This is a genomic window from Burkholderia sp. FW306-1C-G01B, from assembly GCF_058781685.1.
Genome location: NZ_JBYSWZ010000002.1, coordinates 442,545 through 464,568 on the forward strand (window position 1 = coordinate 442,545; position 22,024 = coordinate 464,568).

Here is a 22,024-nt window from a genome sequence, read left to right on the forward strand (position 1 = left end):
GATTCACTCCAGCGAGGCGGCAACGAGTTCGGCCACGTCGAGCACGTCGGGGCGCGGGCCCACGACGCCTTCGAGCATCGCCGTGCAGTTCGGGCACGCAACCGCGACCACGTCCGCGCCGATCGTGCGTGCGTCGGCGATGCGGATGTCCGGAATGCGCTGCTTGCCGGGGATGTCGGTCAGCGGCGCACCGCCGCCACCGCCGCAGCAGCGGCCGCGCATGCCGTTGCGCTCCATCTCGACGACCTGGATGCCGATCGTCTTCAGCAGCTTGCGCGGCGCTTCCGTCTCGCCGTTGTAGCGGCCGAGATAACACGGGTCGTGATACGTGGTGCGCTTCTCGCGCAGCGCTTCGACGGCCTTCGGCGCGATCTTGCCGCTGTCGGCCAGTTCGGCGAGATAGGTCGTGTGGTGCTTGACCGTCACGCGCAGCCCGAGCGCACGGTATTCGTTGCGCAGGCTGTGCATCACGTGCGGGTCGGCCGTCACGATCTGCTGGTACGACAGCGTGCCGAGCGTGCCGATCAGGCGCTTTGCCATCTGCTGGAACGTCGCCTCGTCGCCAAGCCGGCGCGCGACGTCGCCCGTGTCGGTCTCGGTCGAGCCGAGCACCGCGTAGTCGACGCCCGCCTTGTTCAGCACCTTGACGAACGCGCGCAGCGTGCGCTGGTAGCGCATGTCGAACGCGCCTTCGCCCGCGACGAACAGCACGTCGACCGGCTTGCCCGGCTGCGCGACGGGCGCGCTCAGGTCGACCGACCAGTCGTAGCGCGCGGCCGTGTCGTAGCCGCCCATCGTGCCCGTCTCGCGCAGGTTCGCCAGTACTTCCTGGCCCTTGCCCGGCACCGAGCCGTGCACGAGCGTGCGGTTGCGGCGCATGTCGACGATCGCGTCGACGTGTTCGATCAGCATCGGGCATTCCTGCACGCACGCGCGGCAGGTCGTGCACGACCACAGCGTCTGCTCTTCGATCAGGCCCGACACGATCGGACCGTTCGGCTCGCCGCGATGCTGGCCGACCGCGAGGCCCGGAGTCGGACTGCCCGCGTACGCGGCATCGGTGCCGCCGGCCATGCCGACCACGAGATCCTGGATCAGCTTCTTCGGGTTCAGCGGCTGGCCCGACGCGAACGCGGGGCACGCGGCTTCGCACTTGCCGCACTGCACGCACGCGTCGAAGCTCAGCAGCTGGTTCCAGCGGAATTCGACCGGCTTTGCGACGCCGTACTCCTGATGCTCGATGTCCGGCAGCTTCAGTGCGGTCGGCGGCGTGGCCGTGCCGTTGCCGGTGAACGACTCGCGCGTGGCCGCGAAGCGCTCCTGGCGCGGGTGGAAGGCGAGGTGCAGCAGGCCGGCGATCGCATGCTTCATCGGGCCGCCCTTCGCGGCGCCGACCGTCATCGTGAACGCGCCGATGCCGATCAGCAGCGCGCAGAGCACCGCGAACGCGCCCGACATCGCGCCGGTCGGCACCAGCATGAACAGCACGAGGCCGAGCGCGAACGAACCGAGCATCCAGGGCAGCGTATTCCACGGGCCGCGCGACAGGCGGGCGGGCACGTCCTTCGCCGCGCGCCGGCGCCACACGAACACCGCGCCGACCAGCATCGCGAGCGCCGCGAGGAAGATCAGCTTGTCGAGCCACGGCGAATAGATCGCAAGACCGTAGTTGACGAATACCAGCGCGAGCGCGCCGATCGCGCCGCCGGCGGTCGCGACGTGGGTTTTCGCGATGTACGGATCGCGGGCGACCACATGGTGCAGGTCGACGAAATAACGCTTCGGAATCGCGAACAGGTTCGCGACGCCGAACGAACCGGGCGCCGTGGCCCGGCCGAGACGCCAGTAGGACGAACGCTTCGCGACCGCGAACGCGAGCCCCGCCACCGACAGCCACAACAGTGCGGTAATGAGGAGGGACGGATTCATCTTCAGAAATCCTTCACGAGACGCAGCGAGTCGTAGATCGCGCCGTGGACGTTGTGCATCGAGATGCAGTCGCCGACACGGAACAGCAGGAAGCGGCCGTTGCCGAGTTCTTCCGACAGGCACGGCTGCGGCTCGGCCGCAAACAGCGTGTGCGGATCGATCTGGCCGCGGTTCAGCGATTCCGGCTTGAGCTTCCAGTACAGCTCGTCGTTCGGCGACGAACCGTTCTCGATCACCACCTGGTCGACCGCACGCTCTTCCAGTTCTTCCGTGTACTCGTTGCGCAGCACGGCGATCTTCTTGCCGTCTTCTTCATAGACGCGGTCGAGCATCGTGTTCGGCGTGGGGATCACGCCGAGCGCGTACAGGCGGCGATAGAAGATCGGGAACGTCGTGCCGCCGCAATCGTCGGCCACCTTCACGTCCGGCGTGACGACCTCGACCTTCGAGCCGCGGCTCGCCATGAAGTCGGCCACGCCCGCGCCCGCATGGGTGCTCACGCCGTCGAACAGCAGCACGTTCTGCTTCGGCTCGACCTTGCCGGTCAGGATGTCCCACGAGCTGACGGCCAGGCCCTCGGCCACGCCCCAGCCCGGCACCTGCCACGTGAAGCTCGAACCGCCCGTCGCGAGCACGACGATGTCCGGCTTCTCGGCCATGATCATCTTCTCGTCGGCGGCGACGCCGAGGCGGCGATCGACGCCCAGGCGCTTGGTTTCCATGTCGAACCAGCGGATGATCCCCGACATCTGTTCGCGCTGCGGCGCCTTCGCGGCGATCATCACCTGGCCGCCCACTTCCGCGTTCTTCTCGAACAGCACGACGTCGTGGCCGCGCAGCTTCGCGACGCGCGCCGCCTCGAGGCCCGCCGGGCCGGCGCCCACCACCACCACCTTGCGCTTCGGGCCGCGCGACTTCTCGATGATGTGCGGCATCGTCGCTTCGCGCGACGTCGCGGCGTTTTGAATGCACAGCACGTCGAGGCCGTTGTACTGGCGGTCGATACAGTAGTTCGCGCCGACGCACTGCTTGATTTCGTCCTCGCGGCCGTCGCGGATCTTGATCACCATGTGCGGATCGGCGATCTGCGCGCGCGTCATGCCGACCAGGTCGATCATGCCGTTCGCGAGCAGGCGCTCGGCCTGGCCGGCATCGCGGATGCTCTGCGCGTGCATCACCGGAATCTTCACGACCGACTTGATGCCGGCCGCGAGGTGCACGAACGGCTCCGGCGGCAATGCCATCGGCGGCATGCAGTTGGCGATCGTGTTGTGCGTGTCGCCGCCCGAACCGACCACGCTCAGGTAGTCGATCAGGCCCGTCTCCGACATCGCCTGCGCGATTTCCTTCAGCGCCTCGTGATCGAGGCCGTCCTCGTGGAATTCGTCGCCGCACATGCGCAGGCCGACGCAGAAATCCTTGCCGACCGCCTCGCGCACCGCCGTCAGCACCTCGATGCCGAAACGCAGGCGGTTCTCCAGGCTGCCGCCCCATTCGTCGGTGCGGTGGTTCGAGCGCTTGCTCCAGAACTGGTCGATCAGGTGCTGGTGAGCGGCCGAGATTTCGATGCCGTCCATGCCGGCGGCCTTCACGCGCTTCGCGGCTGCTGCGAAATCGCCGATGATGCGGCGGATTTCCTCGATCTCGATGATCTTCGCGTTGCCGCGGTGCACCGGCTCGCGCACGCCCGACGGCGACATCAGGTGCGGCCAGTGCTCGCCGTGGAACGACGAACGGCGGCCCATGTGCGTCGCCTGGATCATGATCTTCGCGCCGTGCTTGTGCATCGTGTCGGCGAGACGCGTGAGCGGATCGATGATCTTGTCGTTCGACAGGTTCACCGATTTCCACCAGCCCTGCGGGCTGTCGATCGACACCGGGCTCGACCCGCCGCAGATCGCGAGGCCGACGCCACCCTTCGCCTTTTCTTCGTAGTAGCGGATATAGCGGTCGCCCGGCAGGCCGCCCGGCTCGGCATACACCTCGGCGTGCGCGGTGCTGACGATCCGGTTGCGCAGCGTCAGCTGGTTCAGCTGCATGGGTTTGAACAGGTGGGGATAACGCATCGCAGGCGACCTCTGGCGTTCGAATGTCTCGTGTTGCGGGTGTTGTTCGGTGTCGGTGAATCAGGGCATCAATGCGCGATCGGCGACACTTCGAAGACGCAGTGGTCGTGATGCTCGGCCGCGCACTGCACTTCCTTCGATTGCGCGCGCGGCGCGCCCTTGCCTTCCGGCGTCGTGTCGTTGACCCAGTCCATCGCACCGGCGAACCAGCCGGCGAACATGTAGCAGAGCTTGCCTTCCTTGTCCGGCTGCTGGAGCACGAACGACGAGTGGCGCAGCTCGATCTTCGCGCGCGCGCTGGCCGGATCGGCCTCGATGATCGAGAACAGGCCCCAGCCGCGCTGCGACAGGCGCTTCAGGTAGTGCTCGAACACGGCCATGCCGGTCAGGCCGTGCAGCTTCGCTTCCTTGTCGCACCAGTGGTATGCGGACTTGTAGCCGGCCTTGTAGAGAATCTCGGCATACGCTTCGACGCCGAGCGCTTCCTCGACCGCGACGTGGTTGTTTGTGAAGAAGTGGCGCGGCACGTACAGCATCGGCAGCGCGTCGGTGGTCCAGACGCCGGTATCGGGATCGACGTTGATCGGCAGTTGCGGTTGCATCGTGGTGACTCCGTGAGGAAAATGGCCGCGCGTCTCGGCGCGCAGGCATGACATCGTCCGCGTGCCCGCGCGGCTTGCGCGGGCACGTCCCGATTTTTATTGTTGAATCGCTGGGGGCTGTCCGGCCGGCGTGACGCTTATGCGCCCCACACGTCCTTGAACACGCGCACCCAGTTCTCGCCCATGATCTTGCGGATGCGCGACTCCTTCCAGCCCGCGCGTTCCATCGCCGCGGTCAGGTTCGGGAATTCGCCGATCGTGCGGATGCCGTCCGGGTTGATCACCTTGCCGAAGTTCGTCAGCTGGCGATAACGACCCTTGTCATGCGTCAGCATGTCGAAGAATTCCTTCGCGAAATCCTGCGTGAAGTCCGTGCCGATGCCGACCGCGTCTTCGCCGATCAGGTTCACGACGTAGTCGATCGCCTCGATGTAGTCGTCGATCGTCGCCTCGATCCCGCGCTTCAGGAACGGCGCGAACATCGTCACGCCGACGAAGCCGCCCGCATCGGCGATCTCCTTCAGCTGCTCGTCGCTCTTGTTGCGCGGATGCTCCTTCAGGCCCGACGGCAGGCAGTGCGAATAGCACACCGGCTTCTTCGAGAACGCGATCGCTTCCGACGACGTGTTGCCGCCCACATGCGACAGGTCGACCATGATGCCGACGCGGTTCATCTCGGTGATCACTTCGCGGCCGAAGTCCGACAGCCCGCCGTCGCGCTCGTAGCAGCCCGTGCCGACCAGGTTCTGCGTGTTGTAGCAAAGCTGCACGACGCGCACGCCCATGTCGTGGAACGCCTCGATGTAGCCGAGGTTGTCCTCGAACGCATGCGCGTTCTGGAAGCCCAGGATGATCCCGGTCTTGCCTTCCTTCTTCGCGCGGAAGATGTCGTCCGTCGTGCGCACCAGCGTCAGCAGCTCGCCGTTGTCGCGGATCTTCTTCTTCATCACGCCGATGTTGTCGACGGTCTTGGTGAAGTTCTCCCAAACCGACACCGTGCAGTTCGCGGCCGTGATGCCACCCTTGCGCATGTCTTCGAACACCGGCTTCTCGAACTTCGAGATGTTCAGTCCGTCGATGATGATGCTGTCCTGATGCAGCGTGCTCATATCTGCCTCTCGCTTGAGTCTTGTCGGTGTCGATCAGTAAATCGGGAAGCGCTCGCAGAGCGCGAAGATCTCGCGGCGCACGCGCTGTTCGGTCGCGTGATCGCCTTCCGGGTTCGCGCGCAGCGCGTCGAACACTTCGAGGATCAGGCGGCCCACTTCGCGGAACTCCGCGACGCCGAAGCCGCGCGTCGTGCCGGCCGGCGTGCCGAGACGGATGCCCGACGTGACGGTCGGCTTCTCGGTGTCGAACGGGATGCCGTTCTTGTTGCAGGTGATGCCCGCACGCTCCAGCGCCTGTTCGACCGGAGCGCCCTTCAGGCCCTTCGGGCGCAGGTCGACCAGCAGCAGGTGGTTGTCGGTGCCGCCCGTGACGAGATCGACGCCGCCGGCCTTCAGCACTTCGCCGAGCGCCTGCGCGTTCGCGAGCACGTTGTCGATGTAGGTCTTGAAGTCCGCATGCAGCACTTCGCCGAACGCAACCGCCTTGCCGGCGATCACGTGCATCAGCGGGCCGCCCTGCAGGCCGGGGAACACCGCCGAGTTGATCTTCTTCGCGATGTCCTCGTCGTTGGTCAGCACGAAGCCGCCGCGCGGGCCGCGCAGCGTCTTGTGCGTGGTCGACGTGACGACGTGCGCGTGCTCGACCGGATTCGCATGGCGGCCCGCGGCGATCACGCCCGCGATGTGCGCCATGTCGACCATCAGCTTCGCGCCGACGCTGTCGGCGATCGCGCGAAAGCGCGCGAAGTCGAGCGCACGCGGATACGCCGAGAAGCCGGCGATGATCAGGTTCGGCTTGTGCTCGTGAGCGAGTGCCTCGACCTGGTCGTAATCGATCAGCATCGTGTCGCGGTTCACGCCGTACTGAACGGCGTTGAACCACTTGCCCGACAGCGCCGGCTTCGCGCCGTGCGTCAGGTGGCCGCCCGCATCGAGCGACATGCCGAGCACCGTGTCGCCCGGCTTGGCCAGCGCGAGCATCACCGAGCCGTTCGCCTGCGCGCCCGAGTGCGGCTGCACGTTCGCATAACCGGCATTGAAGATCTGCTTCACGCGTTCGATCGCGAGCGCCTCGACTTCGTCCGCGAATTCGCAGCCGCCGTAGTAGCGCTTGCCGGGATAGCCTTCCGCGTACTTGTTGGTCAACACCGAGCCCTGCGCTTCGAGCACGGCGCGCGACACGATGTTTTCCGACGCGATCAGCTCGACCTGCGACTGCTGACGCTCGAGTTCCTTCAGGATGGCGCTGCGCACCGGCGCGTCGCGCTCGGCAAGGGGCTGCGAGAAGAAAGACTGGGTGTTCGACATAGTGCGTCCGTGACGAAGAATAAAGGGCTGAAACCGAAGCTCAAGGCCCGCTCTGCCTGGGTTTCCTGCTTGTCCAGTGCAAGGCTGCCGACGGCTCTATTCTTGTCGTTCGGATTTTCGGCGGATTGATGAATTTAGACGCGTTCTTTACCTTTTCCGCCATGCGCGTCCGTTTTATACAAGTGATCGGTCGTGCTTTTTCGGGTGACCGACAAAAACGGCGACGGCTGTTCACCTATGGACACGCACTTCGGCAGTGCCTGTGCCGCCCGATCGAAGTGCGACGTATCCCGGATACGGTGCAGTGCAGCATCGGCCTTACGCCCAGACAACGTATGGAGCTAGGGTTTAGCCGTATGGCACGCTTGTTGCGCTCGCTCACACAATACCGCAGCCCGATCGGTGCCTCGGGCCTATAGCTATTAGAGATTCAAGGAAGCTCCCCATGTCGCCCGACCGCACAGCGTCGCTGTCCCACTTCGCGTTCATGCCGTTACCGAACTTCACGATGATCGCGTTCACCAATGCGATCGAGGTGCTTCGGATGGCGAACTATCTGAGCGGCCAGCCGCTCTACCGGTGGTCGGTGATCAGCCCGGACGGCGGCCCGGTCACGGCGAGCAACGGCCTCACGGTCGACACGGGCCCGGCCGAATGCGTCGGGCAGCCCGACATCGTGTTCGTGTGCGGCGGTGTCGACGTACAGCGCGCGACCACGCCTGCCCATCTGTCGACGCTGCGCCGCTTCGCGCGCTCCGGCATCCCGCTCGGCAGCCTGTGCACGGGCACCTATGCACTCGCAAAGTCGGGGCTGCTCGCGGGCTATGCATGCGCGATCCACTGGGAAAACATGTCGGCGCTGAAGGAAGAGTTTCCGGATACGCGCTTCCTGAAGGAACTGTTCGTGATCGACCGCGACCGCATCACGTGCACGGGCGGCGTCGCGCCGCTCGACATGATGCTGAACCTGATCGCCGCGCGCGTGGGCACCGCGCGCGTCACGCAGATCGCCGAGCAGTTCATCGTCGAACACGTGCGCGACACCAGCGCGCAGCAACGCATGCCGCTCGTCGCGCGCCTCGGCTCGGCGAACAAGTCGCTGTTCGAAGTGATCTCGCTGATGGAAAACAACATCGAGGAGCCGCTGTCGCGCGAGGAACTCGCGCGACTCGCGAACATGTCGCAGCGGCAATTGCAGCGGCTGTTCCGCGAACACCTCGGGATGACGCCGACGCACTACTACCTGACACTGCGGCTGCGCCGCGCGCGCGAGCTGCTGCTGCAGACGGACATGTCGATCATGCACATCACGATGGCATGCGGCTTCCAGTCGGCTTGCCACTTCAGCAAGAGCTATCGAGACTCGTTCGGCGTCGCGCCGACGAGGGAGCGCCGCAAGCAGGTCGCGCCGCTCGCGCAGGGTGCGGCCAGTGCGAGCCCGGCGTTTCCGACGCATGTGCTGCATGCGTGAACCGCGCGCTGCGCGGTAAAAAATCATGCGGCCTTGAATCCTGATGCCGTTCAGTTAATCAACTGAACGGCATTTTCGTTTGAGAGGAGGCGTTCTCCGGGGATCCGGGCGGCGCCAATCAGCGCCGCCCGTCCAAGCCCGGAAATTTCCGAAAGCAGAAATTCCGCGTCCATAACCTGATCGCATACACCGTCGCCCGGCGCGACGACAGGCGCAATCACATCGGCCATGCGTTCGCAGTCTGCTTGGAGTCGCAACCTCTCTGGCATCGAGCGCAGCGCGAACCTCGATTGAGTGAACAGGACACAACGCCATCACGACCGCGTTGCGCACACCGTTGGCTGCGATTGATTCGTCGATGCGGCGCAGCATGCCCATCTCCAGGTCGTCGCAGTCGCAGTCGATCCATTCCGCCGCACACGCTGAATATCGAGTCCCCAATGCGTTGGGTCGGCGCTCCATGAACCAAGTTGCATCCACTTGTGGACATGCAGTGCCGACAGCAAACGATCAGATCCGAGATTGCGGCATACCATCCCGTTCGGTTCGTGGACGTCCATACTCGATCGATCGTTCATCCTTCACCTCAGCATTGCCGATCGGCAATTCATCTTATCTTTAGTCGCATTCCTAACGATAAATCATACTCGTCCTATATACAAACCAATCGTTACCGGCGACCTTCCATAGCTCGTTCATACATAGGATGTCCGAGCCTATGACAGGAAAAGAACACACCGATTGTCCGTATTTTCTTCACTCTTCGATCCCGATTTACGCGATGGTGCAGCATCTACATACCACGCAGATCCGTTCGCCCAATGCAACCGATCCAATGTATAGCGGCAACATGCAAATGATCTGCACTGGCGATCCGTTCATTTGCACATACCTTTCGCCCCTTGACGCAGTCATGGGCTCCCGAGCACTCGTGCTCGGCGACGATCACTTTTGGCCAATCGATTTCCGGCAAGTCGATACCCGCCGTTTTATGAAACAGCATGGCCGACTGTCGGTCGCCGTGAACTATGCCTATGGAGCGACCGAGGGTCGCTTAGTGGTTTCCGATGCGGGTCATCCGCTAATGACCTACACGTCTGCATCCTTCTATGTACCGGTCGAACATCGCGACCACTTCACTATCCGCTTCCCCGATAGCGTGGTCGAACGCATCGAAACAGCGTATCTACGGGCCGGACTATCCGGGGTTCAGCGAGACGCTTGACGCAATGGATACGTGGACCGCTGATCAGATAGCCGATGCAGAGGCCGAAGCACTGGCACATATGCCATCGACCATCGTTGTTGAAGGCGCTGCGATCGATCAATTCGCGATCTATGACCCCGAGTCAGCCGATTGGGTCTTTACCAACTTCGATTGAGGAAACGACTATGAGCCGACGAGCAGTCAGGAACGGCGACCCGACGACAACGGGCGGCATCGTCATCGCCGTTACGTCGACGATGTTCAATCACGGCAAACAGGTAGCCCTGGATGGCGACAAGGCGACATGCGGAAATTGCGAGGGGACATTCCCGATAGTGGGCAGTGCGCAGCGCATGATTCACCACGGGCGATGTGTTGCTCTCGAGGGTGACGCCGTACTCTGTCCATGCGGGCAAAACCGACTAATCGCGGGTAGCGACAGCACAATCTTCTACGGTGGCGACGGCGGCCGCAATGCGGCGAACCCGTTCGCCGCGCGCTCTGTGTTTGCGCCCACGCGACACGCGCCGGCATCGAGCATCCACGACGAACAATACGTGTTGCGCGATGCAGATAGCGGACGACCGCTCGCGAATGTCCGCTATCGGATTCGCTTATCATCCGGAAAGGTATTTACCGGCAAGACAGACGCAACAGGCCATACGCAGCGCGTTATATCCGCGCATGCGGAATCGCTCAAGTTCGAGATTGCGAGGAACAGAAATGCCGAATCCTGACGACGACTACGTGTTGGTACACAACACGGTCACGACAAACACGACGCCCGGCTCTAAGGTATATGTCGACATCAACACGACGCCGATATGCCCAAACATGAGCAATGAGCAGTTCGCAGAGACCGTTATGCGCGCACGCGACGCGGCCGTCAGGCTGATTAAAGACCGGATTGCAGCGGTAGCGCGATGGGACGCGAACGAACAAGCGCGCGCCACTATCTATTTTGGACGTGCTGACGCACAGATTCGCAGCACGTTATCTTCCGGACTACCACGATTGCTTGCCGCGATGCACGATCTGGTTCCTGAAAAAATTGTTCGATGGGACAGCCGAGTTAGCAAGAATCTAACTTGCTCGGTCGTACCGGACAACGGCCGAAATCATGCCGCCGTATGCAAACCCGACTCCCATAAACGGGTCATCGCCATCTATTCTAAATTTTGCAGCGATTCGTTTGGCGAGCTGTACCATGCAGCAAAAATAAAGGTTCTGATTCACGAATGTACGCACTACACCGACACATTCAATTCCGATGACGTCATCTATGGAGACACGGAAATTGGGATGCGAGTATTTGCGATGCAGAACCCAGATCTCGCCATCACGAACGCGGACAGCATCACCGGCTACATTGCAACCTTTGACAAGATAGTCAAATAATGAACAGAAATCCACTAAAATCCGGCTTTGCAGCCTACCTTCTCGCGCTGTCGTCAATGCTGTCCGGCGCTGCGACTGCATGTACGATAGGCGAGGAAGCGCTGGTGCAATTTCCATTCAACAAAACCACATTTTCCAATGCAGACAGAGTGACGATAGCGAATAGCGCTATTGAAGCCAAAAAATGGCCTGATGTAAAAATTAAAGCAATCGTAATTGCCGGCGCTTATATCCATGAAAAAGACATTGAGAAGCTAAAGGATGCACGCACCGAGAATACGATATCTTACCTACGAAAACTTGGCATCAGCGCCGAAAATATTTTCGTCGACAAAAAGACATTTACCGATGAAATGGTGGAGAAACGGCCCGACGGCACAGTCAACATTCATCAGGTAATCGTGGAATTTACACCGATATGTAAAGGTAGCTGTGCATGGATGTGTAACGATCCACGCGTTACGCCACGAAGTAAAGCCATCAATTGACGACCATGGAACGAAACGTCCGCGTATGCAAACGTTCTTATCCCAACGCCGACAGCATTGCGGGGTACGTCGTTGACATTGACTAAATTGGTAACTGCCGTCGCGCTCGCGTTGAGCTGCACACATACGGCATTCGCGTGTGACGGTCCGTCGAACATGCCCGCCCATTACATCGACATTGTTTTCGATACTGATTCGAGTGCTATTTTTCCGACCGAACTATCGAGGTTATCGGCGTGGTCTAGCGACTTGCACAAGCGCTTTCCGATCATCGATACGGTGTGGCTCGTAGGACTGGCCGAAAAAAACGAGCAGGACGCGCAGCAGCTTGCAACGCGACGGGCGGAAAACGTGATGACTGCACTAGGCCAGTTTTCGATCCGTGGCGAGAAAAGCGATTTCATGGGTCACATTTTCAAGCCGGACGAGTTCGGACAATCGGGGCAGCGTGTCGAGGTGAACGTTAGTCCGGGATGCCCTGACCACTGTTGCCCGAACCTAAACCCGATACCTAAGACGCACTGACGTTACACGATGCAGTTGCCGGCCCGCGCAAAGCGGGCCGCCTTCTTCCTGCCGTTCCAGCGCGTTCTCACGCGTCTCTATTCGTCCGGCCAGCCTAGCTCCCGCGATTGATGGAATGCATACCTATCGACTTCCCAAAACATCGAGACACCGGAATCTGCGACGTATCGGCGATCACTCCAGCAGTGCCGACACTATGCAGCGACCTTGAAGGCCGCTTCCGGCTCGCGCTTACGATCCCCACACCTGCATTTCGTCGAGCGAATAACCCCACTGCGTCGCGCGCTTCGTGCCGAGCATCCGCACGTAGCGGCCGCTCGCCTTCAGGTTCGGCAGCGTCACATGGCCGTACGATACGCCGTTGTTCGTCGAGTAGATCGTCGTCCAGTTCGCGTTGTCGTTCGAGGTCTGGATCTGGTAGACGAGCGCGCCCGCATCCCAGTAGAGATCGATGCTGCTGATGGTCTTCGGCGCGCCGAGATCCACGGAGATCCATTGCGGATCGACACCGGTGCCTTCCGGCGAATCCCAGCGCGTGCTCGTGGTGTTGCCGTCGAACGCCTTGTCGGGCGTGAGCGACGCGTTGTAGCTCGCCGATGCGGCAGCCGGACGCCCTTGCGACAGCAGCGTCGGCTGCGCGGCGGCCGGGCCGCCGTAGTAGCTCGACCCGAGCTTGGCCTTCGTCGTATCGGCATTCACGCCGAACTGCGACAGGCTCCAGCGCTGGCCGGTCGTCACGTCGCCGACGTAAAGCTGGTAGCCGCCCGCCGTCGTCGACGAGAAGAACAGGTAGTTCGTGCCGCTCACCGGCGCCGGATCCGAGTTGTTGCTCACGCAGTCGTTGAGCGACAACGCGTTCGGCGTCGACGCCGGGTCCGCGGTCTTCGAATAGATCTGGTCGGCCCCGCCGCTGTCTTTCCAGCGCGCGTAGAACACCATGCCGTCCGCACGCACGATCGGGTAGTACGTCTGCAGCCCGGCCGGACGATCGAACACGGCGGTCGCGCCGGTCGCGATCGTGCGCTTCATCAGCCCCATGCTCGAGCCGGTGCCGGTCGCGTAGTAGACGGCGCTCGCGTCCGGCGCGAGAAACGGCATCGAGTATTCGGCGCCGGCCGGTGCGTTCGTCAGGCTCACGACCGACGTGAACGCCGGGCCCGCGCTCGTGTACGACAGCGTGGCCTGCTTGACGTCGCCGTTCTGCTTGAACACGAGCGTCTTGCCGTCCGTGCTGAACTTGGGGTCCTCGTTGCGCGTGGCGCCCGTGCTGTTCGTCATGTTGACGGGCGGCGTGCCGGCGCCGAGCTGCAGCATGAACACGTTCCATGCGCCATTGCTGATGCCCATGAACGCGAGCCACTTGCCGTCGGGGCTGAACACGCCGTTCATCGGATCGGTAATGCCCCACGTGCTCTTGCTCAGTTGCGTCAGCGTACGGGCCGAGAAGTCGTAGAGGAACAGCTGGCTCGTGCCGTCGCCGTACTTCACGTAGCTGTGATAGACGAGCTTGCCGGTCAGCGCGGCGGGAAACGTCGCGTTCGGCTGGGCCGCGGGATTGCTGACGCAGGCCGCCGTGGCGGCGCCGCTGAACAGGTTGAGGGCGAGGCCGGCCGCCAGGCCCGCGATGAGGGTCTTCGATTTCACGCTGAATGATTCCGGGTAAGGTAAGGACGCCGCAGACAAGGTCGCGCGCAGGACGCGCAAGAGTCACGGATCAGCCGCCGGGCAGCGTGGACTCCTTCATAGTCAGACGTCGGGAATAGAACTTGCGAGAGCATGCCCGCTTGTCAGACGAAAGAAAAGGATCAAAGTCCATCAAAAACTTGCGGATCAGCGATTGGGGCGCAATTGCGCGCGACGGGTGCCGTGCTACTCTTTTTTCAGCAAGGCCCGAGCGGCCGGAGGGCTGGCATGAAGCGATATGCGGCGCTGGCGCAGACGATAGCCGACGCAATCCGGCGCGGCGACCTGGCGGCCGGTGCGCGCATCCCCACCGTGCGGGCCGCGTGCCGTGCGCATCGCGTGAGCCCGTCCACCGTGTTTCGCGCGTACTACGCGCTCGAAAGCGAGGGTCTGATCGTCGCGCGTGCGCGGTCCGGTTATTTCGTTGCGAACCTCGAAGACAAACACGTACGATTCGGTCACGATCCCCCGCGCAAGCCGGCCGCCGCACAAACCGGCGACGACGATCCGCTGTTCCGCCTGCTCGACTCCCTGAAGCACGAGGACATCGTCCCGCTCGGCTCGGCGTTCGCCAGCTATTCGCTGTTCCCGATGAGCAGCCTGTGGCGCTACGTGGCGTCGGCGGCCCGGAGCATGGACCGCACGAATCTGCTGTCCGGCCTGCCGCCCGGCAACGACGCGCTGCGCCGCCAGATCGCATTGCGCTACCTGAACGCGGGCGCGGCCTTGCCGATGGACGAGATCATCATCACGACCGGCGCGCTCGAAGCGCTGACGCTCAGCCTGCAGGCGCTGACGCGCCCCGGCGACATCGTCGCGATCGAGCGACCGGCATTCTACGCGGTGCTGCAGGCCGTGCAGCGCCTGCACCTGAAAGCCGTCGAGATCCCGGTCGACCCGCGCACCGGTCTCGATCTCGACGCGCTCGCCGAAGCGCTCGATACGCATCCGGTGCGCGCGTGCTGGTTCATGACGTCATTCCACAATCCGACCGGCGCGACGTTGACCGACGAGCGCAAGCACGCGCTGATCGACCTGCTCGCGTCGCGCGGCGTTCCGCTGATCGAGGACGACGTATACGGCGAACTGCATTTCGGCACGGCGCCCACGCGCCCCGCGAAACTGTATGACAACAGCGGGCTCGTCCTGCATTGCGGTTCGTTCTCGAAATGTCTCGCGCCCGGGTTCCGGATCGGCTGGGTCGCGGCCGGACGCTACGTGCGGCAGATCCGGCAGGCGAAAGGCGCGAGCGCACCGGCGGCCGACGTGCCCGCGCAGATGGCGATTTCGAGCTACCTGCGCGACGGCGCCTACGACCGCTTCCTGCGGAAACTGCGGCGCAATCTCGCCGCGCACCAGGCGCAGATGCTCGCCGCCGTTCGCGCGTATTTTCCGGACGGCACCGAAGTGTTCGCGCCGCACGGCGGGTATTTCCTGTGGATCGAACTGCCGCCGCGCGTGGATGCGATGCACCTGTTCGGCGATGCGATGGAAAGCGGCGTCAGCATCGCGCCGGGGCCGATCTTTTCCGCGACCGGCGGATTCCGCCGTTATCTGCGGCTCAACTACGGCCGGCCGTGGACGCCCGCCGTCGAGCGCGCGATGGAAACCATCGGAACGCTGGCGGCCCGGCAGCGGCACGACGGTTAGCGTGGAACGTGTGGATCGCGAAGACCGACATGCTCCTTGCGTTTCGCGCGCGAGCGACAAAAAATGAAGCGGAAGGCAGCCGCGGACGAACGTGTTCAACGCGTCCGATGTTATGGAGAATCACATGAGCACCGCATGCGAACGACAGTCGACGACGCGCGCTCCGCTGGCTGACGGCGCGCGTGGATCGATTGCCGCATTCGAAAAAAACACGCTCGTCGGCGACTGTTCGTCTCGTTAATGACACGTGCCGCTTCGAACCATGCGAGTCCTGCCCATCCGGAACGTCCGCGCGCGCGATGCCTGGCGCGCCGTGCTGAACACGCGTGCCGAATCACGACATACCGCTTGCTGCCGCTGCAGGGCATGCGGCTTCGTGGCGTTTCGCGCACTCGAACACTGCCCCGTCTGCGGCCGATGGAACTGGCCGTTCGATCCGATTCGCCGCGCATCGGACGACGCTCACGCCATAGGTGCGCCACGGTCCTTCCACACGTGGTCGTCGCGCGTCGAGCGTACGCTGCGCAACGCGGCCTTCCGGCAGCCTCGCGCATCGAGCGCACCGATCCTGAGCATCCTGACGCTCATGCTGCTGGTCGGTGGCTACGTGACGGCCGACCGGATATGCAAAACCGATCCCGTTTGTCGCGGCTCCGATACGCCTGCAGCGTCAGCGGCCGAGTCCGGCCTGCATGCATCGCCCGATCCGGTGTTGCCGGTGTTGCCGGTGCCCGTCTATCCGTTTCATTCGACTGACGGAACGCAACTGGCGGCCAATCCACAACGCGACGGCCCGAGCGCCGGCGAACCCGCAAACCGAATGCCGGTTGCGCAGGCCGCGCCGTCGATTCGCGAGCCCGGCCGGCCCCACACCAGGGTAGTTCGCGTGAAAGACTGGCGACGCAGCCGCGATCCCGCGCATCGCACGCATGCGATCCGTCGTGTGAGCCTGCACACCGGCCATGGCCATGGCCACGGCCACGCGCGGCGCAACGCATCCGACAAAACCGACATCGCGAAGCTCTATGCCGGCCACTGAGCGTGCGGTCCGGCCGTTCGCGCCCACAGCGAAAACGGGCGGCCCGTTTCCGGAGCCGCCCGTTTCACGTTGCGCGTTGCGCGTTGCGCGTGTCGAACGCTAGCGCATCAGGCCGCCAGCAAGCCGTGCGGGTCGATGACGAATTTGCGCGGCGCGCCGCCGTCGAACTTCTTGTAGCCTTCCGGCGCCTGGTCGAGCGAGATCACTTCGACGTTGACGATCTTCGCGATAGGCAGCCGGTCGAACAGGATTGCCTGCATCAGGTTGCGGTTGTACTTCAGCACCGGCGTCTGGCCCGTGAAGAACGAATGCGACTTCGCCCAGCCGAGGCCGAAGCGGATGCTCAGGCTGCCGTGCTGCGCGGCCTTGTCCTTCGCGCCCGGATCGTCGGTCACGTACAGGCCCGGGATGCCGATCGCGCCGGCCGGCCGCGTGATTTCCATCAGCGAGTTCAGCACCGTCGCGGGCGCTTCCTCCGAGTGGCCCGATGAACCGTGGCCGTGCGCCTCGAAGCCGACGCAGTCGACCGCGCAATCGATCTCGGGCACGCCGAGAATCTGCTCGATCTGTTCGCCGAGCGATGCGTCCTTCGACAGGTCGACCGTCTCGAAGCCCATCGCCCTCGCATGCGCGAGGCGCTCCGCGTTCATGTCGCCGACGATCGTCACGGCCGCGCCGAGCAGGCGCGCCGATGCGGCCGCCGCCATCCCGACCGGGCCCGCGCCCGCGATATAGACCGTCGAGCCCGGCTTCACGCCCGCGCTCACCGCGCCGTGATAGCCGGTCGGCAAAATGTCGGACAGGCAAGTCAGATCGCGAATCTTCGCCATCGCCTGGTCGCGGTCGGGGAATTTCAGCAGGTTGAAATCGGCATACGGCACGAGTACGTATTCGGCCTGGCCGCCGATCCAGCCGCCCATGTCGACGTAGCCGTATGCGCCGCCGGCACGCGACGGGTTCACGTTCAGGCACACGCCGGTATGGGTGTCCTTGCACATCGCGCAGCGGCCGCACGCGACGTTGAACGGCACCGACACGAGATCGCCGATCTTCAGCGTCTCGACGTCGCGGCCGACTTCGACCACTTCGCCCGTGATCTCGTGACCGAGCACGAGGCCGACCGGCGCGGTCGTGCGGCCGCGCACCATGTGCTGGTCGGAACCGCAGATGTTCGTGCTGACCACCTTCAGAATCACGCCGTGGCCGATCGCGCGGCCGCTCGGATCGACCATCTTCGGATAATCGATTTTCTGGACTTCGACCTGGCCCGGTCCAAGATAGACGACACCTCGATTGCTGCTCATCGTATTGTCTCCATGTCTCGTTGGATGGCGCGGCGGCACGCCGGCGAATGCGGCGCGCACGCAACGTGCTGTTCGAGAGTAGTCCCGGAGGCAGGGGCGCCGATGTCTCAAACGCGACATGCGTTTGAACGGCGCCGACATCGATGGCGGAAATACGAAAACCGGGCGGGAAACGACGGAAAGTCAGTGTGCGGCGGGATATACCGGGGGTCGGACCGCCCATGGCGGCCTGCCCTCCACTTTTCGGCAGGCGTTACCCGCCCTGATTCTCGCGGATGATCGCCGCGGCGGCCGCTTCGGCCTCGCTCGCGACGCCGTCGTGCACGCGCGTGCTGACGGCCGGCGTCGGCGGCTCGCTGTCGAGCGCATGGCCGTTGCGGTCGTGCGTGTCGACCGTCGCACGCATCGACAGCCCGACGCGCAGCGGATGCGCGGCGAGATCGCGCGGATCGATCGCGATCACCACCGGCACGCGCTGCACGACCTTGATCCAGTTGCCGGCCGCGTTCTGCGACGGCAGCATCGAGAACGCACTGCCCGTGCCCGCCGAGAAGCCCTGCACGCGGCCGCGATAGGCAACACGCGTGCCGTACAGGTCGGACACGATCTCGACCGGCTGCCCGACGCGCATGTGGCGAATCTGCCCTTCCTTGAAATTCGCCTCGATCCACAGCCGGTTCAACTGCACGACCGACATCAGCGGCACGCCGGGCCCGACCTGCTGGCCGACCTGCACCGAACGTTGCCCGATCGTGCCGTCGACGGGCGCGACGATCGTCGTGCGCTTCAGGTTCCGGTACGCGAGCTTGAACTGCGCGGCCGCCTGTACGACGGCCGGGCTTTCGTCGACCGGCAGCTTGCTGCCGAGCGCGCGCGCGGCATCGAGCTGCGCCTGCGCGGCTGCGAGATTCGCCTGCGCGCCGGCCACCGCCGCACGCGCACGCGCCAGCTCCTCGGGCGCGACGATCTCGACCGACGCGCCCGAGCGCGCAACCCATGCACGCTGCGCGAGCGACAGGTCGGCGCGCCGCGCGTTCACGGCCTCGACGTACATCGTGTTCGAGATCTTCGCGTTAGCGACTTGCCGCACCGCCTGAGCGAGCTGCGCCTTCGCCTGCGCGAACGCGACGGACGCCTCGGTGTCGTCGAGCCGCACGAGCGTCTGCCCGGCGCGCACGGCCTGCGTATCGGCAACCAGCACGTCGGTCACGGCACCCGGAATCTGCGCGGCGACCTGCACGATGCTGCCCGCGACATACGCGTCGTCGGTATCTTCGTAATAGCGGTCGCTCAACAGCCAGTACGCGACCCATGCGAGCGCGGCCAGCAGCACGACCGCGAAGAACACGGTGAAGCGCTTGCGGCGCGTCGCGCGGCGCGCATCGAGTGCCGGATCGTTCAGCGCGGCCGGCTGCGCGGCGGTATGAAGGTTGTCGTGGTGCATCAGTCGCTTTGCGTAACGATCAGACGATCGTGCTGGAAGACGGGTATCGCCGGCATGACCGACGCGCCCGACGCCGGGCTCGCCGATGCCGTGCGCGCGAGAACCGGCGTGCCGCGGGGGTTGGTCGCACCGACCGTCGACGGGCGCGCCGCGTCGTCGCGCGGTGCCGGTGCCGGTGCCGGGGCGGAACTCGCCGTGCCGGTAACCGGCGGCACTGCCGCGCTCCCCGGGCGCGCGTCGTTCGACGTACCCGCCGCCGCCGCCCGATTCGCAGCCGCGCCAAGGGCCGCAGCGGTCGCTGCGACGCGCCTCGCCGCCCCGCTGCGCGCCCGATGCACGGCCGGCGCCTGCGCAACCGTTGCGCCCGCATCGAATCCGCCGCCCAACGCGCCGATCAGCCCGACGCGCAGCGTCCGCTGCCGGCCGAGCAGCGCGATCATCTGCGCGCGCTCGTCGATCAGCGTGAGATCCGCGACATCGACATCCTTCTGCATCAGCACGCCGCGCCGGTGGCGGTCGGCCGCGATCTGCACGATCTTCTGCGCGGCCGCCACCGCGTCCTGCTGCTGCGCGACGAGCGTCTGCGACGTTTGCAGCGACGTGACGATCTGCGCAACCTGCCCGAGCGCGTCGTCGACGGTCTTGTTGTACAGCCCGATCGCGACGTCGGCCTGCGCGACATCCGCACCGAGCTTCGCTTTGAGCCGACCGCGATCGAAGATCGGCAGCGAGATCGCGGGGCCGACGGAACCCGCGAGCGAATCGCGCGAGAACAGCGACGCAGGCGTGAGCGCGAACACGCCGCCGAGCGCGACGAGGTTCACGTCCGGATAAAACTGCGCGCGCGTCGAATCGGCGTTCGCGAACGCGGCTTCGACGCGCAGCCGCGCGGCGACGATGTCGGGCCGGCGGCCGAGCAGGTCGGCCGGCAGCCGCGCGGGCACGGCGCTGCCCGCGAACGCGCCGACGCGCGGACGCTGCAGCGCGAGCCCGCGCTCGGGGCCGCGGCCCGACAGCACGCCGAGCTGCAGTTGCGCGAGCTTGATCTGCTCGTCGTTCAGCGCGATCTGTTCGAGCAGGCGGCTGCGCTTGATCGATGCGTCGCTCGCGTCGTACGCGTTGTCGAGGCCGCGCGCGGTGCGCTCGCGCAGCACGGCCGTCACGCGCTGGCTGATCTTCAGCTTCTGCTGCAGCAGGTCGCGCACCGCGTATGCCTGGTCGAGCTGGCAGTACACGGTGACGATCGCGACGGCGAGCGTGAGCCGCACCTGTTCGGCCTCGACGCCGGCCGCGTCGTGCAGCGACATCAGGCTCTTCGTCGCCGCGCGGTTCTTCCCCCACAGGTCGAGCTGGTAGTTCAGCCCGACGAACACCGACGACGGCGATACGTTCGGATCGCCGAAAATCTCGACCGGCACGCGATAGCCGCTGACCGACACGTTGGCGACGTCGTCGCCCGGCTTCGGCATCCGCGCGCGGCTGATCGTGGCGCCAGCCGTGCCTGTCAGCCCCGTCAGCGAATCGAACTGCTGAAGCTGTGCCTGCGCGATCCGCAGCCGCGCCTGCGCGACCTGCAGATCGGGGTTGTTCTGCGATACCTCCGTCACCAGCTCGTCGAGCTGCGGATCCTGCAACTGCTTCACCCAGTCGGGCGCGGGCCACGCGCCGTTCGCGCCGGGGCCGGCCGTGTGCGCGAGCGCATCGCCGGCCGGCGCGCGCAGCGACAGCGAAGGCAGGAAGCCCGACGGCACGCATCCGCCCAATGCCAGCAGCACGGCCGCCGCCGCGATCATCGAGCCGCGTTGAACGCCACACGCCAAACCCGCCGCTTTCTTCACACGCCGCATCGCGCCCCTCACCCCTGCTGAATGCGCTGCGCGCGTGCAGCCAGCCGCGGCCGCGTGCGTTCGAGCGGGCCGAGCCGGCCGAACAGGCCATCGGCGACACCGAACAGGATGCCGGCGAGCTTCGCGCGCTTGTCGCGCTCGACGAGCGCGATCTGCACGACCTGCCACACGGTCAGCAGGTTCGGCACGATCGCCACCGGAAAGCGCAGCCCGTACTGCATCCCGAGCTGCACCGCATTGCGCGCGCTGTAGTAGCGCCGTTGCCACGAGTGATTCATCGACGTCATTTCAAAAGGGCCGATCGCATGACGCTGCTTCGCGCCGATACGGTGCGGCAGCACCAGCGACGGCACGACGTAGAGCGGCACGTTGCGCGCGAGCGCGCGGAAGCTGTACTCGGTGTCGACGTGATCGATGAACAGCGTCTCGTCGAACCGGCCGAGCACGTCGAACGCGTCGCGCGATACGACGCAGCCCGACGAGATCAGGAATGCACAGCGCTGCGGCGGCGTACCCGGCTCGATGCGCAGGCGGCGCAACCCGATTCCGTTGGTCGAGAGCTCGGGCAGGAAGCTGCGCGCGTTCTCGTCGAAGATGCGCGGGCCGGCCAGGAATGCGCGCCCCGCGAGCCCCGCGCAGACATCGCGCATCGCCGGGAAATACGCGGCCGGCACCGACGAATCCTGATCGAACAGCGCGACCGCATCCATGCGATCGCGAAACAGCGCCGCGAGCCCCGCGTTATATGCGCCCGCGATCCCGCCGCGGTTGCCGTGATGCAGCAGCGCGATGCCTTCGCGCGCACACAGGTCGCGCGCCCGCGCATCGGGCTGCGGCGTGTTGTCGACGACGAGCAACGCGTCGCACGCGTGCCTCCACGCGCCAAGCGCATCGAGCTGCGCGTCGCTCGGGTGATACAGGATCACGAGTGCGCCGAGTGTGGTCATGTTCGTC

Annotated in this window: 20 protein-coding genes; 9 read left to right on the forward strand and 11 right to left on the reverse strand. The window is 64.7% G+C overall.

Features of this window, described 5'->3' with window-relative positions; all coding sequences use genetic code 11:
• Positions 1–3: 3 nt before the first annotated feature.
• The 5 genes from AC3WLY_RS06320 to AC3WLY_RS06340 all read right to left on the reverse strand — a co-directional run bounded on the left by AC3WLY_RS06320 (position 4) and on the right by AC3WLY_RS06340 (position 7,014).
• On the reverse strand, positions 4–1,929 hold the full coding sequence (locus AC3WLY_RS06320; RefSeq protein ID WP_175962230.1) for a (Fe-S)-binding protein: 1,926 nt from the start codon (positions 1,927–1,929) through the stop codon (positions 4–6).
• A 2-nt stretch (positions 1,930–1,931) separates the two neighbouring features.
• Positions 1,932–3,995, reverse strand: a complete 2,064-nt coding sequence (locus AC3WLY_RS06325) for an NADH:flavin oxidoreductase (protein WP_034180747.1) — start codon at positions 3,993–3,995, stop codon at positions 1,932–1,934.
• Positions 3,996–4,063: 68 nt separating this feature from the next.
• The gene (locus AC3WLY_RS06330; protein ID WP_059686987.1) at positions 4,064–4,597 is read right to left on the reverse strand and encodes a DUF5943 domain-containing protein; all 534 of its coding nucleotides are present in this window, start codon (positions 4,595–4,597) and stop codon (positions 4,064–4,066) included.
• A 137-nt stretch (positions 4,598–4,734) separates the two neighbouring features.
• A complete protein-coding gene (locus AC3WLY_RS06335; RefSeq protein ID WP_174417596.1) occupies positions 4,735–5,706 on the reverse strand; it encodes a dipeptidase in 972 nt (323 codons plus the stop codon).
• 33 nt (positions 5,707–5,739) lie between these two features.
• Positions 5,740–7,014 carry a serine hydroxymethyltransferase gene (locus AC3WLY_RS06340; RefSeq protein WP_072441970.1) on the reverse strand — a complete coding sequence of 425 codons (1,275 nt, stop codon included), beginning with the start codon at positions 7,012–7,014 and terminating at the stop codon, positions 5,740–5,742.
• A 445-nt stretch (positions 7,015–7,459) separates the two neighbouring features.
• Here AC3WLY_RS06340 and AC3WLY_RS06345 point away from each other — a divergent pair, with 445 nt between their 5' ends.
• On the forward strand, positions 7,460–8,485 hold the full coding sequence (locus AC3WLY_RS06345; protein WP_175962228.1) for a GlxA family transcriptional regulator: 1,026 nt from the start codon (positions 7,460–7,462) through the stop codon (positions 8,483–8,485).
• A 50-nt stretch (positions 8,486–8,535) separates the two neighbouring features.
• On the opposite strand, the gene AC3WLY_RS06350 is transcribed toward AC3WLY_RS06345, so the two are convergent.
• A complete protein-coding gene (locus AC3WLY_RS06350) occupies positions 8,536–8,715 on the reverse strand; it encodes a hypothetical protein (protein ID WP_146120860.1) in 180 nt (59 codons plus the stop codon).
• A 488-nt stretch (positions 8,716–9,203) separates the two neighbouring features.
• Here AC3WLY_RS06350 and AC3WLY_RS06355 point away from each other — a divergent pair, with 488 nt between their 5' ends.
• The 6 genes from AC3WLY_RS06355 to AC3WLY_RS06380 all read left to right on the forward strand — a co-directional run bounded on the left by AC3WLY_RS06355 (position 9,204) and on the right by AC3WLY_RS06380 (position 12,103).
• Positions 9,204–9,710, forward strand: coding sequence for a hypothetical protein (locus AC3WLY_RS06355; protein WP_492308058.1), 507 nt, complete (start codon positions 9,204–9,206; stop codon positions 9,708–9,710).
• 4 nt (positions 9,711–9,714) lie between these two features.
• On the forward strand, positions 9,715–9,867 hold the full coding sequence (locus AC3WLY_RS06360; RefSeq protein WP_492308057.1) for a hypothetical protein: 153 nt from the start codon (positions 9,715–9,717) through the stop codon (positions 9,865–9,867).
• Between the two features lie 10 nt (positions 9,868–9,877).
• Positions 9,878–10,429, forward strand: coding sequence for a PAAR domain-containing protein (locus AC3WLY_RS06365; protein ID WP_425130067.1), 552 nt, complete (start codon positions 9,878–9,880; stop codon positions 10,427–10,429).
• Positions 10,416–11,090: a M35 family metalloendopeptidase gene (locus AC3WLY_RS06370; RefSeq protein ID WP_492308056.1), complete on the forward strand. Its 675-nt coding sequence runs from the start codon at positions 10,416–10,418 to the stop codon at positions 11,088–11,090. Before AC3WLY_RS06365 ends, AC3WLY_RS06370 begins: the two co-directional genes overlap by 14 nt.
• Positions 11,090–11,578: a hypothetical protein gene (locus AC3WLY_RS06375; RefSeq protein WP_492308055.1), complete on the forward strand. Its 489-nt coding sequence runs from the start codon at positions 11,090–11,092 to the stop codon at positions 11,576–11,578. The genes AC3WLY_RS06370 and AC3WLY_RS06375 overlap by 1 nt, the downstream gene beginning before the upstream one ends.
• Positions 11,579–11,734: 156 nt before the next feature.
• A complete protein-coding gene (locus AC3WLY_RS06380) occupies positions 11,735–12,103 on the forward strand; it encodes a hypothetical protein (protein WP_347062842.1) in 369 nt (122 codons plus the stop codon).
• A gap of 231 nt (positions 12,104–12,334) precedes the next feature.
• On the opposite strand, the gene AC3WLY_RS06385 is transcribed toward AC3WLY_RS06380, so the two are convergent.
• Positions 12,335–13,747 (reverse strand): discoidin domain-containing protein, encoded by a 1,413-nt coding sequence (locus AC3WLY_RS06385; protein WP_492308054.1) that lies wholly within the window; start codon positions 13,745–13,747, stop codon positions 12,335–12,337.
• Between the two features lie 267 nt (positions 13,748–14,014).
• Here AC3WLY_RS06385 and AC3WLY_RS06390 point away from each other — a divergent pair, with 267 nt between their 5' ends.
• A complete protein-coding gene (locus tag AC3WLY_RS06390) occupies positions 14,015–15,436 on the forward strand; it encodes an aminotransferase-like domain-containing protein (protein ID WP_175962222.1) in 1,422 nt (473 codons plus the stop codon).
• Positions 15,437–15,698: 262 nt separating this feature from the next.
• Entirely contained in the window at positions 15,699–16,475 is a 777-nt protein-coding gene (locus AC3WLY_RS06395; RefSeq protein WP_175962221.1) for a hypothetical protein, read from the forward strand.
• A gap of 107 nt (positions 16,476–16,582) precedes the next feature.
• Here AC3WLY_RS06395 and fdhA read toward each other — a convergent pair whose 3' ends face one another.
• From fdhA to AC3WLY_RS06415, 4 genes are all read right to left on the reverse strand, one after another.
• Positions 16,583–17,779, reverse strand: coding sequence for a formaldehyde dehydrogenase, glutathione-independent (fdhA, locus tag AC3WLY_RS06400; protein WP_027781331.1), 1,197 nt, complete (start codon positions 17,777–17,779; stop codon positions 16,583–16,585).
• A gap of 253 nt (positions 17,780–18,032) precedes the next feature.
• Entirely contained in the window at positions 18,033–19,223 is a 1,191-nt protein-coding gene (locus tag AC3WLY_RS06405; protein WP_492308053.1) for an HlyD family secretion protein, read from the reverse strand.
• The gene (locus AC3WLY_RS06410) at positions 19,223–21,070 is read right to left on the reverse strand and encodes an efflux transporter outer membrane subunit (RefSeq protein WP_492308052.1); all 1,848 of its coding nucleotides are present in this window, start codon (positions 21,068–21,070) and stop codon (positions 19,223–19,225) included. Before AC3WLY_RS06410 ends, AC3WLY_RS06405 begins: the two co-directional genes overlap by 1 nt.
• Before the next feature lie 8 nt (positions 21,071–21,078).
• On the reverse strand, positions 21,079–22,017 hold the full coding sequence (locus tag AC3WLY_RS06415) for a glycosyltransferase family 2 protein (protein WP_492308051.1): 939 nt from the start codon (positions 22,015–22,017) through the stop codon (positions 21,079–21,081).
• Positions 22,018–22,024: the final 7 nt, after the last annotated feature.

Bases quoted from the DNA above. Each gene is read 5' to 3' on its own strand.
- AC3WLY_RS06320 (WP_175962230.1), bottom strand. From the start codon at position 1,929: ATGAATCCGTCCCTCCTCATTACCGCACTGTTGTGGCTGTCGGTGGCG.
- AC3WLY_RS06325 (WP_034180747.1), bottom strand. From the start codon at position 3,995: ATGCGTTATCCCCACCTGTTCAAACCCATGCAGCTGAACCAGCTGACG.
- AC3WLY_RS06330 (WP_059686987.1), bottom strand. From the start codon at position 4,597: ATGCAACCGCAACTGCCGATCAACGTCGATCCCGATACCGGCGTCTGG.
- AC3WLY_RS06335 (WP_174417596.1), bottom strand. From the start codon at position 5,706: ATGAGCACGCTGCATCAGGACAGCATCATCATCGACGGACTGAACATC.
- AC3WLY_RS06340 (WP_072441970.1), bottom strand. From the start codon at position 7,014: ATGTCGAACACCCAGTCTTTCTTCTCGCAGCCCCTTGCCGAGCGCGAC.
- AC3WLY_RS06345 (WP_175962228.1), top strand. From the start codon at position 7,460: ATGTCGCCCGACCGCACAGCGTCGCTGTCCCACTTCGCGTTCATGCCG.
- AC3WLY_RS06350 (WP_146120860.1), bottom strand. From the start codon at position 8,715: ATGGCCGATGTGATTGCGCCTGTCGTCGCGCCGGGCGACGGTGTATGC.
- AC3WLY_RS06355 (WP_492308058.1), top strand. From the start codon at position 9,204: ATGACAGGAAAAGAACACACCGATTGTCCGTATTTTCTTCACTCTTCG.
- AC3WLY_RS06360 (WP_492308057.1), top strand. From the start codon at position 9,715: ATGGATACGTGGACCGCTGATCAGATAGCCGATGCAGAGGCCGAAGCA.
- AC3WLY_RS06365 (WP_425130067.1), top strand. From the start codon at position 9,878: ATGAGCCGACGAGCAGTCAGGAACGGCGACCCGACGACAACGGGCGGC.
- AC3WLY_RS06370 (WP_492308056.1), top strand. From the start codon at position 10,416: ATGCCGAATCCTGACGACGACTACGTGTTGGTACACAACACGGTCACG.
- AC3WLY_RS06375 (WP_492308055.1), top strand. From the start codon at position 11,090: ATGAACAGAAATCCACTAAAATCCGGCTTTGCAGCCTACCTTCTCGCG.
- AC3WLY_RS06380 (WP_347062842.1), top strand. From the start codon at position 11,735: ATGCCCGCCCATTACATCGACATTGTTTTCGATACTGATTCGAGTGCT.
- AC3WLY_RS06390 (WP_175962222.1), top strand. From the start codon at position 14,015: ATGAAGCGATATGCGGCGCTGGCGCAGACGATAGCCGACGCAATCCGG.
- AC3WLY_RS06395 (WP_175962221.1), top strand. From the start codon at position 15,699: ATGCGAGTCCTGCCCATCCGGAACGTCCGCGCGCGCGATGCCTGGCGC.
- fdhA (WP_027781331.1), bottom strand. From the start codon at position 17,779: ATGAGCAGCAATCGAGGTGTCGTCTATCTTGGACCGGGCCAGGTCGAA.
- AC3WLY_RS06405 (WP_492308053.1), bottom strand. From the start codon at position 19,223: ATGCACCACGACAACCTTCATACCGCCGCGCAGCCGGCCGCGCTGAAC.
- AC3WLY_RS06410 (WP_492308052.1), bottom strand. From the start codon at position 21,070: ATGCGGCGTGTGAAGAAAGCGGCGGGTTTGGCGTGTGGCGTTCAACGC.
- AC3WLY_RS06415 (WP_492308051.1), bottom strand. From the start codon at position 22,017: ATGACCACACTCGGCGCACTCGTGATCCTGTATCACCCGAGCGACGCG.